Annotated in this window: 11 protein-coding genes; 6 read left to right on the top strand and 5 right to left on the bottom strand. The window is 39.3% G+C overall.

Annotated features, from left to right (window positions below; translation table 11 throughout):
- Nucleotides 1–14: 14 nt before the first annotated feature.
- The 4 genes from OXT66_RS02535 to OXT66_RS02520 form a co-directional block, all read right to left on the bottom strand.
- Nucleotides 15–1,223 carry a restriction endonuclease subunit S gene (locus tag OXT66_RS02535; protein ID WP_268595513.1) on the bottom strand — a complete coding sequence of 403 codons (1,209 nt, stop codon included), beginning with the start codon at nt 1,221–1,223 and terminating at the stop codon, nt 15–17.
- A complete protein-coding gene (locus tag OXT66_RS02530; protein ID WP_268595512.1) occupies nt 1,223–2,815 on the bottom strand; it encodes a type I restriction-modification system subunit M in 1,593 nt (530 codons plus the stop codon). Before OXT66_RS02530 ends, OXT66_RS02535 begins: the two co-directional genes overlap by 1 nt.
- 12 nt (nt 2,816–2,827) lie before the next feature.
- The gene (locus OXT66_RS02525; RefSeq protein ID WP_327058990.1) at nt 2,828–5,710 is read right to left on the bottom strand and encodes a type I restriction endonuclease subunit R; all 2,883 of its coding nucleotides are present in this window, start codon (nt 5,708–5,710) and stop codon (nt 2,828–2,830) included.
- Between the two features lie 98 nt (nt 5,711–5,808).
- Nucleotides 5,809–8,334 (bottom strand): excinuclease ABC subunit UvrA, encoded by a 2,526-nt coding sequence (locus tag OXT66_RS02520; protein WP_268595511.1) that lies wholly within the window; start codon nt 8,332–8,334, stop codon nt 5,809–5,811.
- Nucleotides 8,335–8,468: 134 nt separating this feature from the next.
- On the opposite strand from OXT66_RS02520, the gene OXT66_RS02515 reads away from it, so the two are divergent.
- The 5 genes from OXT66_RS02515 (at nt 8,469) to OXT66_RS02495 (ending at nt 13,116) form a co-directional block, all read left to right on the top strand.
- A complete protein-coding gene (locus OXT66_RS02515; protein WP_268595510.1) occupies nt 8,469–8,888 on the top strand; it encodes an OsmC family protein in 420 nt (139 codons plus the stop codon).
- A gap of 211 nt (nt 8,889–9,099) precedes the next feature.
- The gene (locus OXT66_RS02510) at nt 9,100–11,160 is read left to right on the top strand and encodes an ATP-dependent Clp protease ATP-binding subunit (protein ID WP_268595509.1); all 2,061 of its coding nucleotides are present in this window, start codon (nt 9,100–9,102) and stop codon (nt 11,158–11,160) included.
- Between the two features lie 289 nt (nt 11,161–11,449).
- Nucleotides 11,450–11,656 carry a cold-shock protein gene (locus tag OXT66_RS02505; RefSeq protein WP_268595508.1) on the top strand — a complete coding sequence of 69 codons (207 nt, stop codon included), beginning with the start codon at nt 11,450–11,452 and terminating at the stop codon, nt 11,654–11,656.
- A gap of 147 nt (nt 11,657–11,803) precedes the next feature.
- The gene (locus OXT66_RS02500) at nt 11,804–12,352 is read left to right on the top strand and encodes an NADPH-dependent FMN reductase (RefSeq protein ID WP_268595507.1); all 549 of its coding nucleotides are present in this window, start codon (nt 11,804–11,806) and stop codon (nt 12,350–12,352) included.
- A 131-nt stretch (nt 12,353–12,483) separates the two neighbouring features.
- Nucleotides 12,484–13,116 carry an FMN-dependent NADH-azoreductase gene (locus OXT66_RS02495; RefSeq protein ID WP_327058994.1) on the top strand — a complete coding sequence of 211 codons (633 nt, stop codon included), beginning with the start codon at nt 12,484–12,486 and terminating at the stop codon, nt 13,114–13,116.
- A 46-nt stretch (nt 13,117–13,162) separates the two neighbouring features.
- Here OXT66_RS02495 and OXT66_RS02490 read toward each other — a convergent pair whose 3' ends face one another.
- Nucleotides 13,163–14,197 carry a lipoate--protein ligase family protein gene (locus OXT66_RS02490; protein ID WP_268595506.1) on the bottom strand — a complete coding sequence of 345 codons (1,035 nt, stop codon included), beginning with the start codon at nt 14,195–14,197 and terminating at the stop codon, nt 13,163–13,165.
- 72 nt (nt 14,198–14,269) lie between these two features.
- Here OXT66_RS02490 and OXT66_RS02485 point away from each other — a divergent pair, with 72 nt between their 5' ends.
- On the top strand, nt 14,270–14,650 hold the full coding sequence (locus OXT66_RS02485; RefSeq protein ID WP_268595505.1) for a glycine cleavage system protein H: 381 nt from the start codon (nt 14,270–14,272) through the stop codon (nt 14,648–14,650).
- The last annotated feature ends 36 nt before the right edge of the window (nt 14,651–14,686 follow it).

Raw genomic sequence — 14,686 nt, 5'->3', positions numbered from 1 at the left:
ACAGCTAGTTCAAATTAAACAAACATATTTTGCATTAAATATTTTTTAAGCGTTTTAAGTTGATTCAGGTGTTGTTGGTTGGAAGCGATAAGGGAATCAATACTTTTTAAGAACATACCCACTTTTAATTGTTCTTTTTTACTTTCTGGAAAACAAACATGATAATTCAAAAAATCATTTGGAGTAATTCTTTTTTGACTATTAGACGTACCGGATGAAATTGACTCTAATTTTATTGTTGTTTTATCAGATAGCATAATTTGTTTCAAGAAATTTAAATCAACATCTAAAGACCTATAAGGAATGAATTCTTCTGATGCAACTGACGATTTATCTTTGACGTGAACTAACCAAATTCTTTTTTTTCTTACATTAAGTTTGTTTACCAATAAAATTTCACCGGAAATTCCGATTCGATTGCTACGCATAACTTTTCCTAATACAACTTCAGGTTCTTGATTTTTATCATATGCAGGCATACTGTATTCAAAAAAAATATTGTTAGGAAACAACTGAGGGTTAACACTTACTTTGATTATTTTTCCTACTTCCCCCAACTTACGCCGTTCCCAAGCATCAGCAAACCCTGCAAATCTTAATTGTGGGAACTTGCTACCATTTTTGGGGAACAATTTCTGCAAATATCCCTGTTTAAGTTCCTTAAGCTTAGCTAACTTACGCTGATGAAGAGCGATAGTGTCATCTAAATGTTTGAAGAATGAACCGATTTTTTGTTGCTCTCTTTCAGAAGGACAATAGAATTCAAAATTTTCAACGTTTGGTTTTGAAATATTTTGAACCTTAGTTCCGGCTCCTCTTTTGCTAAAATATGCTTGTGATCTATTTATAGACATAGATAAAAAATAGCTGTCTATATTTGTATTTGGTTTTATTTCTGCGACACGTTGATTGAGAACATACCTATTGTTTTCTGGTATTTTAGCTGTCATTCCTAATAATCCAGGAGCTTGTTCGCTTAAAATCATAACTAGTGTATCTTTTTCTAAAGTTTTAGTTTCTCTATTTATAAATTTTCCAGAACTCACTAGTTTTCCTGACATATTTACTGATTTTAAAGTAATTAATTCATAAGTACCGTTTTCTACAACGTCATTTTCATAACTTCCACCGTTTGAGTATTTTGAGACTTCCCCCAACTTACGCCGTTCCCAGTCGTCCTGAAATCCCTTAAACCTAATTCTAGGTGTCATTTTTTCATCCATTACTTAAACAGCTCCTTTAACTTCTCAAGCTGCTGTTGAGCGTCAGGGTCTTGACCTACTAGTTCAGCTAGCATGCTGGTAAATTCTGTTTCCTGTTCAACGATTTCTTGATTAGTATCTCGGATATCAGCCACTAGTTTATCCACATCAACCGGTGGTTCCTCTTCAAACGTATCTACATAGCGCGGAATGTTTAAATTAAAGTCGTTTTCCTTAATTTCATCAAGGGGTGCAACATGGGCATACTTATCCACATCAGCTCGTTGTTGATACGTTTCCACAATCTTATCCACTTGTTCGTCAGTTAAATTATTTTGGTTTTTCCCCTTCTCAAAGTCATTGGAAGCATCAATAAAGAAAATATCATCAGTAGTGCGTTGTTTCTTAAATACTAAGACTACCGTTGGAATTGACGTTCCATAAAATAAGTTAGCTGGTAATCCAATTACGCCGTCCAGCACATTATCGCGTTCAATCATGAATCGGCGAATCACTCCTTCGGCAGCCCCGCGGAAAAGTACTCCATGGGGTAAAACTACTGCCATCTGGCCGTCATCATTTAAGTGAAACAACATGTGCTCTACAAAGGCAAAATCAGCTTTGGATTTAGGCGCAGTTTTCCCGTATTTTCGGAACCGTTCATCGTCTAACTTACCATCCGTACTCCACTTAGCTGAATATGGTGGGTTAGCTACCACCGCATCAAATCGTTGACCGGCAAACTTATCGTCTTCTAATGTATCGCCTTGTTTCATTTCAAAAAGGCTAAAATTGATGCCGTGCATCAGCATATTCATCCGCGCCAGGTTAAATGTCGTGCCGTTTAATTCTTGACCGTAGTAGTTTCCAACGCGAGCGTATTTACCTACTTGCAATAATAGAGAACCAGATCCCATCGTAGGATCGTAAACACTTTTAATTTCTGTTCTATCTAACGTTACTAACCGGGATAATAATTTGGAAACTTGTTGGGGGGTATAGAATTCACCAGCCTTTTTACCAGCAGTAGAGGCAAATTGACCGATCAAATATTCGTAAGCATCCCCCAAAACATCAATCTCAGCTTTACCTTCACCAAAGTCTAAATCAGCCAAATTTAGCATTACTTTAGCAATTAAATCGCTTCGCTGAGCCACGGTAGAGCCTAATCGAGATGAGTTTAAGTCTAAATCTTCGAATAAGCCCCGAAAATCGGTTTCAGATTCCTTACCAATTGTGGAATTTTCCAATTCATTAACCGCATTAGCCAATTTTTCCACATCAAAATGGCCTGCTTGAATATCCGCCACTAAGCTAGAAAATAAATTATCCGGACTAATGAAAAAACCTAAAATATTAGTAATTGCATCTTGCAACATATCTCTCATATCTTCATCAGCATAAGCTTCTTCAAATGTTATCCCGTCGTTGGCTAACTGTTCAGCAGCCACATCATCTTCTCTTTGGGATAAGAAGCGGTAAAAAATTAATCCTAAAATATAATTCCGAAATTCGCTCGCATCCATATTGCCCCGCAAATCATTGGCAATACTCCACAAGCGTTTTTGTAATTCAGCTTGCTGTTGAGCTTGCTGAGTGTGTGTTTCTGACATAATTCTTTTCTCCTACGACATCGTGAACCGTTCAACGGTTTGCAACACGAAACTCTTTATTTTTTTAGACAATGAAACTTTTTCCTTAAAGCCATAGCCCGCCTTATTCAACTCTTCTGTTACCCTTCTGGGGTTAGTATGACCGTAAAAATCATAATCATCAATTTCACTATTAATTAATTGGGCCGGCACCTTATTTTCTTCAGCAAAATCATTTACTTCTAATTTGCGACGTTGAGCCAAGAACCGGTTTAGTTCATCACCCACATTAGCATTATCTGGTAAATTAGGAACGACTGAATCCAAGAAGGCAGCAATCAAATCAGCCTTAGATCTTAACTTCAGATCATTAGTATCGTTAAGCATTTGTTTGATCCGCTTACTATCGGATTGACGGTTAGCCTGAGAATCTAAATCGATCGCTTTGACCAAGTTAATAATATAATCAACATCAATTCGATCAGTTTCTAGCAATTCAATTTCAAAGTTAATATCTTCCAAAATAGAGGCTGCCTCTGGCTGTTCTCTATTGCGTTGCAAGTAGCGATAGGCATCCACATATTTACTTTGAAAATCAGCCATTAACTGGGCATTAAGACCATCTGCAGTAAAATTATCCCACTTAAAATCTTCATAGACCCTAATCTTATTATGAATACGCAATACTTCTCGAAAAGCTAATACAAAGGTCTTAATAGCTGAATCTCCTTGATTAAATAATTCATCCACTGCCTTTGCATCTGGAGTAATAGTTACTAAAGTAGCAATTGCTGGACGCAGTTCCGCTGCCAATTCAGCGTAACTTTTAACGTAAAAATCCTCTTTAGAACCAGCAGAATAAAGGGTCACTGCTTGATCCGTAGCAACTTTAAGATTGCGATAGCTAACAATATTGCCGCTGGGTTTAGAATCTGTTTCTACCCGGTTAGTCCGCGAAAATGCTTGAATCAAACCTTGATACTGCAAGTTTTTATCTACATATAAAGTGGCTAACCGCTTAGAATCAAACCCAGTTAAGAACATGTTAACCACAATTAAAATATCAATATTGCTGTCAGGTGATTGATCATTATGTTCTTTCATCCGTTTAGAAACATCAGCAAAATATTCAGAAAACGTATCAGTACTAAATTCCGTTCCATACTGTTCGTTATAATCAGCAATCACTTGGTCTAAGCCCAATCGGGATGATTTAATTGCTTGATCTTGTTTTTCCACTGCATTTTCTTCGTTAGCGACCCAAGTAAAAATAGTGGTAACTTTCAACTCATGATTAGGATCTAGTTGCTTAAATGCCTGGTAGTACTTTAAAGCTATTTCCGTACTAGGAACCGTAAAAATAGCGTTATAATGACCATTTTTGGTAAGTTGCCCATGATTCATTAAGATGTGTTTAGTCACTAGTTGAACCCGTTCATCAGCTTCAAATACTTCAGCCGTATTGATTTTAGCCACTTGCTCATTAATTTCTTCAGTGGAAAGGTCATCCTTGCCTTTTAAGGTGTTAATGTATTGTACGCTAAATCCTAGAACGTTATGATCACGAATGGCGTCTTTAATAAGGTAGTGGTGTAATTCTTCGTCGTACAATGATTCGGTAGTGCGTCCATCTTGGCCCACGTTTTCTGCAAAAATAGGTGTTCCAGTAAATCCAAAATGTTGCGAATTAGCAAACCACTGATTAATGTTTTTACGCATATCACCAAATTGACTCCGATGAGCTTCGTCTTCAATAAAAATAACGTGTTTATCGTGAAATTCTGTTAATAATTTACGATAACGAGAATCTTCTTTCACTGCCGTATTCATCTTTTGAATGGTAGAAATAATTAGGGGTGTATCGCTAGCCTGTAGCTGCCGCACCAAACTAGCGGTACTATTGGTTTGATCAATAGCGGGCTCATTTGTGGTAGATTGCGCTGAATAGGCATTAAAATTCTTAGCCGTTTGGATATCCAAGTCCGAACGATCGATTAGGAAAATAACTTTTTCTGCATCAGTTTCCCTAGTCAAAATCTGACTGGCTTTAAAAGCCGTAATGGTCTTGCCTGAACCAGTTGTATGCCATACATAGCCATTTTTATCAGGGTGATTTTGAGCCTGATTAACTATGGCCTCCACTGCGTAAACTTGATAAGGTCGCATAATCATAATACTGTCATTACTATGATCAAAAACGGTGTACTTACTAATCATGCTATGTAGCCTAGATTTACTCAAAAATGAAGCAGTAAAATCCGTAATATCATTTAACCAATTATTTTCTTTATCGGTCCAATAAAACATAAAATTAGCGTTTAAATTGCCATCACCATTAGCGAAGTATCTAGTATCAACACCGTCAGAAACTACAAAAATTTGGACGAAACGATAAAGATTTCTAAAAGAATCATTTCTATACCGAATGATTTGGTGGAAAGCTTCTTCGAAGTCCCCGCCCCGGCGTTTTAATTCTACCTGAACTAACGGCAATCCATTTACTAAAATCGTAACGTCATACCGATTAGTATATCTAGCATTAACGGTTACTTGATGAGTCACTTCAAAAATGTTATTTGCAACTACTCGTCCATCAAAGAATTCTAAATAAACGTTCGAACCATCATCACGTTGGATGCTAATCTTACCCGCTGGTTGAATATCAGATCCCCGCAATAATTGAGCAATTTCAAACAACGTTTTAGAACCAACTAATTCATTCATTACCCGACTAAATTCCGTATCGGTTAATTCTTCATCCTTTAAGTTAACTCGATTACGTTGATTTAAAATCAGCCTAAAATGATTGATTAATTCCGTTTCGTTATCAATTTGAATTGTTTGATAGCCTTGCTTTGCTAACTGCTGCATAAACCGATCTTCTAGTTGTGCTTCAGATTCTACTTCTTTAGCCACTTGGCTCACCTCTTTTGAGTCCTTCATATCTGTCATTAGTATATCAAAATAATGAACATTAAAAAATGCCAGCAATATTGCTGGCATTTTTATTATTTTTAATCCCCCACTCTTCCCCTCAAATACTTCAACGTCAAACTCTGCACGCCCTCCTGCACTAATTTCAGTGGGCTGCCAGCAGCCATAATTCGGCCACCTTGATCGCCACCCTTAGGACCCATGTCAATCATGTAATCAGCGTTAGCAATCAAATCTAAATCGTGAGTGATCGTAATTACCGTTGCTCCATTAGCAAGTAATTGATCAAAAATTCGTAAGAGAGTTTGCACATCAAGAGGATGTAGTCCCACCGTCGGTTCGTCAAAAATAAACAACGAATCATTTAACTGGTGGGCCAAGTGAGTAGTTAATTTCAAGCGTTGCGCTTCCCCACCGGAAAGAGTTGGCGTGGCCTCACCTAATTTCAGGTAACCCAGTCCCATGCCGGTTAAAGTAGTCAAGGTGCGCATAATTTTAGGATTATCGTCTAACACCGACTGAGCTTTATCGACTTCTAAGTCTAAGACGTCGGCGATACTCATTGATTGCCACTTCACTTGCAACACATCAGGGTTAAACCGTTTGCCGTGACAAGTTGGGCATACTTCCACCATGTCCGGCAAGTACTGAATATCTAGCGAAATTTCACCAGTCCCGCCACATGTAGGACAAGCGCCCTGTTTATTATTGTAGGAAAAATACGACGGAGTAAATTGTTTTTGCTTGGCTAATGGTTGTTTCGCATACAGTTTCCGCAATTCGTCCATAATATTGGTATACGTGGCCACCGTTGATCGAGCATTTTTGCCGACCGGAACGGCATCAACACTTACCAAGTTGTTAATCGCAGCCGCATCTAACTTGATCACGTGGTCAGGCAGCTTTTCTCCGTGAGCTTGAGCGGTTAAGGCTGGCAATAAACTGTCCAATATGAGCGTCGTTTTCCCTGCTCCAGAAAAACCAGTCACCGCAGTTAATCGATTCAATGGAATTTGAACGTTCACATTATGCAAATTAAAGCGTTCCTCAACCGTCAAATCAATACTACCGTTAGCCATAATTTCTGCTTCAGCAATTGGTTTGCGGACCAACAATGGTGCTTTTCCGGTTAAGAATGGTCCAATTAACGACTGCGGGTCCCGTTTGATTTCTGCCGGTGTTCCCTGAGCAATCACCTGACCACCTGCAGCACCAGAACCGGGTCCAATTTCAATAATCCAATCGGCGGCATCAATAATGGAAGTTTCATGATCCACCACGATCACCGAATTCCCCTGTTCAATCAACTGATGAAAAATTTTGATTAATCCGGCTACGTTATCCGGATGCAACCCGACAGACGGTTCATCTAAAACATACAATACTCCCGTCGTTTCGGTTCGCAACGTGCGCCCTAATTGAATTCGTTGTAGCTCGCCAGTTGAAAGACTACTACCGGCTCGGTCCATTGTCAGGTAGTCCAGCCCCAAATCAAGTAATGGTTGCAATTGGTTCACCAGTTCTCCGGTTAAATTATTAGCTAAGTTCAACATATTTTCCGGTAACCATTCTTTAGCTTGAGCAACCCAAGCCGGTAATGCCGCCAATGGTAAAGCACTCACCTCAGCAATATTTTGACCGTTAACTAATTGAGTTAATCGGTTCGGATTTAATCTGGTTCCATGACAGGTTGGACAAGTTGAGAACCGGTAAAATCGATTTAACCGTTTCAGGGCTACTTCACTTTTGGTAGTAGCCATACTATCGGTAACGGCGTTATAGGCGTTTTCATAAATGGCGTTATCCATATGAAACACCCGGCCGTTTTTAGAAGGAATGTCCACCGGAATCGTTTGATTGGGGCCATGCAGTACAAAATCTTTTTCCTTATCAGACAAATCTTTAAACGGAATATCAATCCGAATCCCCGCTGAACGAGCAACACTGGGCATAAAATTACGTCCCGGAATCCGCCAAGCCGCTACTGCCCCATCCTCAATAGACTTATCCGGATTATCAATTAATTTACTAGGATCCAACTGCTTGGTAACCCCTAATCCATCACATTCTGGGCAGGCACCATCAGAATTAAAAGCAAAGTCCTCGGCCCCATATGCATAGAATTCAACTCCACAAGTTGGACACGTAATCCGCCCCATGGCCTCACCAGTTTTATCCATCGCTTCTGCAATTTCAATTGTGGGTGGAACTTGATGACCATTAGGACATTTAGGCGATCCTAACCGTGAATAGATTAAGCGCAAAACGTTATAAACTTCAGTCATGGTTCCAACAGTCGACCTAACTCCTGGTACTGAGGGTCGTTGACGTAGTGCCAATGCCGATGGAATATGTTTCACAGATTTGACGTCAGCCCTACCAAACTGGCTAATTCGCCGGCGAGTGTAGGTAGCCAAAGCGTCCAGGTATCGTCGCGCTCCTTCAGAATACAAGATTCCCATCGCTAACGATGATTTTCCAGAACCCGAAAGTCCTGAAATTGCCACAAATTGATGTAGTGGAATATCAACATCAATATTCTTTAAATTATTAACATTACCGCCCCGTACTTCAATATGGTCAGCAACATTTAGCTTACTTGTCATAGCTACCTCCTTAACTCTTATCCTTTTATTATAAGCTTTTGAATGAAAGTCATGCTCTTATAAGCAAATTAATATCTGTCCTTCAAAATCTGCGATAAACTTATAGTAGTAACTATTTATTAGGAGGGATTTCCATGGCAAGATTTATCACTCACACTAAACTCAAATCCATCGGCCGCCAAACTATTAACCAAGCGGGGACTCACCAGTATCTAGCAGATGAACCATTGTCTCAACACGGAACCGACGCCGGACCATCTCCAGTTCAGTACCTCTTAGGAGCCCTGGGGTCTTGTCTCGGCGCTAGTATTCGAAGCATTGCCGATAAGGATCCTAATATTGAAATCAAGCTTTTTAACGTTGATACCCTCGGCGAAATGGAAATTTACCCCGATAAATCCTCAAAAATCGTGAACATTTCAGTTAAAATCACTTGTCACACTAATTTAGAACCAGAACAACAAACCGATCTCATTAACCGCGCAATTCATATTTGTACCGTTCATAATACTTTAAGGGCCGCTATTCCCATCGAAATTGAAATTCTAGATTGATAACTTTAAAAGTTAGCACTCGTTTAAAACGAGTGCTAACTTTTTTAATATATTTTTAGACAAACACTATTAGGTAGGCGTTTTGTGGTGGAATTATTTCGAGCATATCATTTGTATACATTACTAAATAGTGATAATATATAAATGTTGAAAGAAAACATCTTTTAATCTTTAATTTTAAAACCACTCGATTTAAGGGAGGAATTATTACATGAATAACGATATGTTTGGCTTTAACAACTTAGACGATATTTTAAACGATCCATTCTTCCGAAACGCCATGAATACTGGCAACGGTCGAATGACTATTAATGGGCAACCAGTGAGTCCCGAACAACTAAAACAAATGCAAGCTGGTCAATCTGGCCAGCAACCACAACAACCTAAGAGCAAACATCCTTTGCTCGATGAATACGGAACCGATATGACTCAATTGGCTAAAGACGGCGATTTAGATCCCGTGATTGGTCGAGACAACGAAATTGAACAAATGGAAGAAGTCTTGAGTCGCCGAAGCAAGAATAACCCCGTTTTAATTGGTGAAGCTGGGGTTGGTAAAACTGCCGTCGTTGAAGGGCTTGCCCAAAAGATTGTAGACGGCGATGTTTCTGAAAAACTCTTAAACAAGCGTATCATCTCCATTGATGTTGTGTCCCTAGTTCAAGGTACCGGGGTGCGGGGCCAATTTGAAGAACGGATGAAACAATTGATCGATGAAGTTTCTGAAAACAGTGACATCATCCTCTTTATCGATGAAATCCACCAAATTGTTGGTGCTGGTTCTACTGGTGAAGGCGACAAGATGGATGCTGGTAACATTTTGAAGCCTAAATTGGCTCGGGGTGAATTCCAATTAATTGGTGCCACTACTAACGCCGAATTCCGTGATATCGAAAAAGATCAAGCCTTAGCTCGGCGGTTCCAACCAATTACGGTTAACGAACCTAGCGAAGAAGACACCATCCAAATTTTGGAAGGCTTGGCTCCTAAGTACGAAAAGTATCACCACGTTCACTACACTCCAGATGCTTTGAAGGCTGCCGTTTCATTAGGTAATCGTTACATCCAAGATCGGATGAACCCCGACAAGGCAATTGATTTAATTGATCAAGCTGGTGCTAAAGTCGCCATGACCTCTCACCTTTCCAAGGACAAAGCTACCTTGCAACAACAAGCTGAAGACCTAGAAAAACAAAAGAACGAAGCTTCTCAAGCCGAAGACTTTGAAAAGGCCGCTCAACTTAAAGACCGCATTGGTAAAATTAATCAACAAATTGAAGATATCGATGATGGTAAAAAGGTAGAAACGCCAGACGTTACCGCAGCAAATATTCAAGCAGTAGTTGAAAAAATCACTGGAGTTCCTGTTACTAGTGTTGATGAAGACGAAGTCAGCCAATTAAAGAACTTAGACAAGGATATGAAAGCCGAAGTAATTGGCCAAAATAAAGCCATTGACGCTATTTCCGCTGCCATCAAGCGTAGTCGGGTCGGCTTTACTCAAGGTAACCGCCCTATTGGTAGCTTCCTCTTCGTTGGCCCTACCGGGGTTGGTAAAACTCAAACTGCTAAGGCTTTAGCTAAGGAACTGTTCGGAACTGAAGATTCCATGATTCGATTCGATATGTCTGAATACATGGACAAGATTAGCGCAAGTAAATTAATCGGTTCTGCTCCTGGTTACGTAGGCTACGGCGAAGGTGGCCGATTGACTGAAGCAGTTCGGCGTCATCCATACAGTTTGATTTTGATGGATGAAATCGAAAAGGCTCATCCAGACGTTTTAAACTTGTTACTTCAAATCTTAGATGACGGTCGTTTGACTGACGCCCAAGGGAAAACTGTTGATTTCAGTAATACCGTTATCATCATGACCAGTAACGCCGGTCAAGATAACTTAGACGAACAACCAGACGTGATCGAACGTCTCAAGCCATTCTTTAGAATTGAATTCTTAAACCGAATTGACGATATCATCCAGTTCGAAGCCCTTTCTAAAGACAACATTTTGAAGATCTTAGACCTCATGCTTAACGATCTTAACAAGATGGTTAACAAGGCTAAGGGAATCTCCTTCACCGTCACTAACGACGCTAAGAGTAAATTAGTTGAATTAGGTTACAACGAACAAATGGGAGCTCGCCCTATGCACCGGGTTATCACCAAAGAAATCACCGATCCATTGACTAACGTCTACTTGGAAAATCCTGAAGTTAAGGAATACAAAGTAGCCGTCAAAGATGGTAAGGTTGTAGTTGAACCTGCCAAATAATTTAACTGCCCATAAAAAAATAAAGCGATATCATAAAGATCAGAGTGGCCACCCGGTTTCTCTGGTCTTTTTTGAATTTTATTAAAATTTATTTTAGTTAAAACGATTTTCATAGAGTAAAGTAGTTTGACATTCCCCCCAGTTGTTGGTATATTATGGTCAATGTGTTTTAGAGTTTCGCTTTTTAAGGTAATTGTTTTATAGCTTTATGAAATAACTCCTTAATCGTGTTCAACTAGTTAAGATGCATTACATTAGATCGCGCTTAGCGCAAGGAGGTTTCATAATTATGAAACAAGGTACTGTTAAATGGTTCAACGCTGATAAAGGTTACGGCTTCATTACTACTGACGATGGTGACGTATTTGTTCACTTCTCAGCTATCAACAAAGACGGCTTCAAGTCATTAGACGAAGGTCAAAAAGTTACCCTTGACGTTGAAGATAGCGACCGCGGCCCACAAGCTGCTAACGTTAACGTTGTTGAAGAAGGCTAATTTTTAATTAACTTTCCAAAGAGTCTGGCATTTGCCAGGCTCTTTTTTTATTTTTTAAACTAAATCCTTGCATTTTAAAAAGTAATGAGCGTATAATATAGGTATAGTTTAGCTAATAAAAAGTAAGTAAATTGGAGGCATCAGTTCATGACTAATGTTGGAATTATCGTTGGGAGTCTACGTGAAGACTCTTTCACCAAAAAAATCGCCAAATCAGTTGCCAGCTTCTTGCCTAGCGACTACAACGTATCTATCATCGACATCAATTTAGATCTTTACAATGAAGATTTAGATCAACCTGGAAAGGTACCTGCATCTTGGGAAACTTTCCGAGCTCAAATGAATGACGTAGATGCTGTGATCTTTGCTACCCCAGAATACAACCGTTCTATTCCTGGTGGTCTTAAGAACGCAATTGACGTTGGCTCTCGGCCAATGGGTTCTAGCATTTGGGACAAGAAACCCGCTCTTATCTTGAGCGTTTCTCCTGGTGCAATTGGTGGTTTCGGTGCTAACATGGCTCTTCGCCAATCACTCGTCTTCTTAAATATGCCAGTGGTTCAACAACCAGAAGCATACATTGGCGGCGTAACCAATATCTTGGATGCTAACGGCGAAGTAACTGAACAACGTGAGCTTGACTACTTCAAGTCAATCGCTGATACCTTCGTAGACTTAATCAACAAAAATAAATAATAAATAAAAGCCACGACAATTCACTTGTCGTGGTTTTTTAATGCTAAATTCCGGCTAAATCAAATGACTAGCGTTAAAATAAAAAACAATGATTTTAAAGATTCTAGAGGAGATATTTTTATGAGTACCTTATAATCAAAGCTCACCCTAACGTTAGTCAAATTTCCAATTCAATGGCAATTTGTGATCGGTTTGTTACAGCTTATCAAGAAACCCACCCTAACGATACCGTTCTACAGCATGACTTATACGCTGAAGGCAATATTGAAATCGATAGTTCCAATTTCCAAACTTGGGCTAAATTGTCCGAAGGCGTTAAATATTCTGACTTATCAAGTGATGAACAAATTTTAGTAAGCCGTCAACAACTCCTGCAAGAAGAATTCATCAAAGCCGACAAATATGTCTTTGCTAACCCAATGTATAACCTCTTCTTACCTGCGCGGCTTAAGAGCTACTTAGACGTTGTTTGCGTATCTACTAAAACCTACAAGGCAACTACCAAAGGTCCTGCTGGCCTCCTAAAGGATAAGATGGCGGTTCACATTCAATCAGCTGGCGGAACTTATCAAAATAGTGATAACCCTCATATGCAGGCCCTAGACATGGGGACTCAATATCTGAGAACTATCTTGAGCCAAATGGGAGTTACTGACGTTAAAGGCGTCTACAACGAAGGAAACAGCAAATTAGATGAAGCCGCAATGCTCCAAAACAGACAACAATCTATGGACGAAGCCGTTCAATTGGCAGAACGATTCTAAATTAAAAAGCCCGACCATAATTTTATGGTCGAGCTTTTTTCAATTGTTATGAAATCAAGCCTTGATTATCTTGTAAACTTCGCAAAATAAAATCAGCTAGTTGCTTTTCATCAATATTTTGTAAATGACCTACAGAAACTGCCGTTTTAATACCTTCGCCATCAGCAGCGCCACCAACCAAAGCCGCTTCCACTGCTTTTAGATCACCTTCAACTTTGAAGAATGGGTTGAATTTAAATCTGGTGAAGACCCCGGTATCAATTGAAAAATTAATGCCCATTTTGCCATTAGCTAAATCAGAATCAAAGTAACGATCATATCCCGGGTTACGACCAAAATTCCATTCGTCAGTGCCGTATTCATCAGCTAATCGTTTATCAATGATATCCCAATCTTGGGAATTTAATTCGTAGGTTTCAATTTCATCCACAGATTCGACGTTGAAGACTTCTTTAAGGATTGCTTCACGCAGATCTTCAATGGTCATCTCATTGGGCAAGAAATCCTTCAAATTTACGATGTGACTGCGTTTGGAAGCCACCCCTAACTTCTTATCCTTTTCGGCTGGATCTTCGGTTAAGACGTGTTTAGCTGCCTCTACGTTCAAGTCATACATTACAGTTCCACCAGCAGCTAAATTATTCCCGTTTTTAAACATCGTCATCCCAGAGAACTTCTTACCATCCAAGATTAAATCACTACTATTTTCCTTCATCGAAACATCTAAACCGAGTTTTTGAAGAGCTTTCAACACTGGTTCAGCAAAATAAGCATAGTCATTAAAATGACTAGTATCATCTACCAAAATATTTTCAAATACCAAATTACCTAAATCATGATAAACTGCCCCACCACCGGAAGTCCGGCGCACTAGTTCAATATCGTTTTCGTGTAAGTAATCAGTATCGACCTCCGCCCAAACGTTTTGGTTTTTACCGATAATAACAGAGGGCCGGTTAATATAAAGCATAAATCCCCGCCCAGGTAGTTTTAAATCATTAACTAAATAATTATCAATTGATTGATTAACACGTGCATCATAAACGGGTTTACCGTTTCGTTTAATATCTACTAAGTACATAAGCAGCCTCCTTAGATTTCATATTTCTATTATAGTGTATAATTAAAGTAAAATGTGTGGAGGCGACTACTAATGTCTGAATTATCATTGTGGCAACGAATCAAAGCGTTCTTCAAAAAGCCCCAAAATCCTGACCAACCCGGGCCTACTGAAATTAAAGATGGTATTTGGTACCGTAAGCAACCTAGTGGCGACTACCTGTTAGGCGTAGATGCCAGTGTCTTTGAAGAAATCGGTCAAATTACGTTTGCAGATTTTTCCACTAACCAAACTGAACTTAAAGCTGGTGACGATCTCTTAGATCTTGAGGGAGATAAATCAGTAGAGACCCTTAAGTCCCCATTAACTGGTACGGTTATTTCTAGAAATCACGAACTAGTTAACGACTTAACTAATATCACTGCTGTAGATTCTGCCACTAGTTGGATCATGGAATTAGCACCCCACAAATAATCGGTGAGCTAATTACTACCCCCTTTTTCCAATAAG

This window comes from Lentilactobacillus senioris (assembly GCF_026798195.1).
Lineage (GTDB): Bacteria > Bacillota > Bacilli > Lactobacillales > Lactobacillaceae > Lentilactobacillus > Lentilactobacillus senioris_A.
This window is presented reverse-complemented; position numbering and strand designations above follow the sequence as displayed.

Coding starts and splice junctions, on each gene's coding strand:
- OXT66_RS02500 (WP_268595507.1), top strand. CDS start 11,804: ATGACTAATGTTGGAATTATCGTTGGGAGTCTACGTGAAGACTCTTTC.
- OXT66_RS02490 (WP_268595506.1), bottom strand. CDS start 14,197: ATGTACTTAGTAGATATTAAACGAAACGGTAAACCCGTTTATGATGCA.
- OXT66_RS02520 (WP_268595511.1), bottom strand. CDS start 8,334: ATGACAAGTAAGCTAAATGTTGCTGACCATATTGAAGTACGGGGCGGT.
- OXT66_RS02530 (WP_268595512.1), bottom strand. CDS start 2,815: ATGTCAGAAACACACACTCAGCAAGCTCAACAGCAAGCTGAATTACAA.
- OXT66_RS02515 (WP_268595510.1), top strand. CDS start 8,469: ATGGCAAGATTTATCACTCACACTAAACTCAAATCCATCGGCCGCCAA.
- OXT66_RS02505 (WP_268595508.1), top strand. CDS start 11,450: ATGAAACAAGGTACTGTTAAATGGTTCAACGCTGATAAAGGTTACGGC.
- OXT66_RS02510 (WP_268595509.1), top strand. CDS start 9,100: ATGAATAACGATATGTTTGGCTTTAACAACTTAGACGATATTTTAAAC.
- OXT66_RS02535 (WP_268595513.1), bottom strand. CDS start 1,223: ATGGATGAAAAAATGACACCTAGAATTAGGTTTAAGGGATTTCAGGAC.
- OXT66_RS02485 (WP_268595505.1), top strand. CDS start 14,270: ATGTCTGAATTATCATTGTGGCAACGAATCAAAGCGTTCTTCAAAAAG.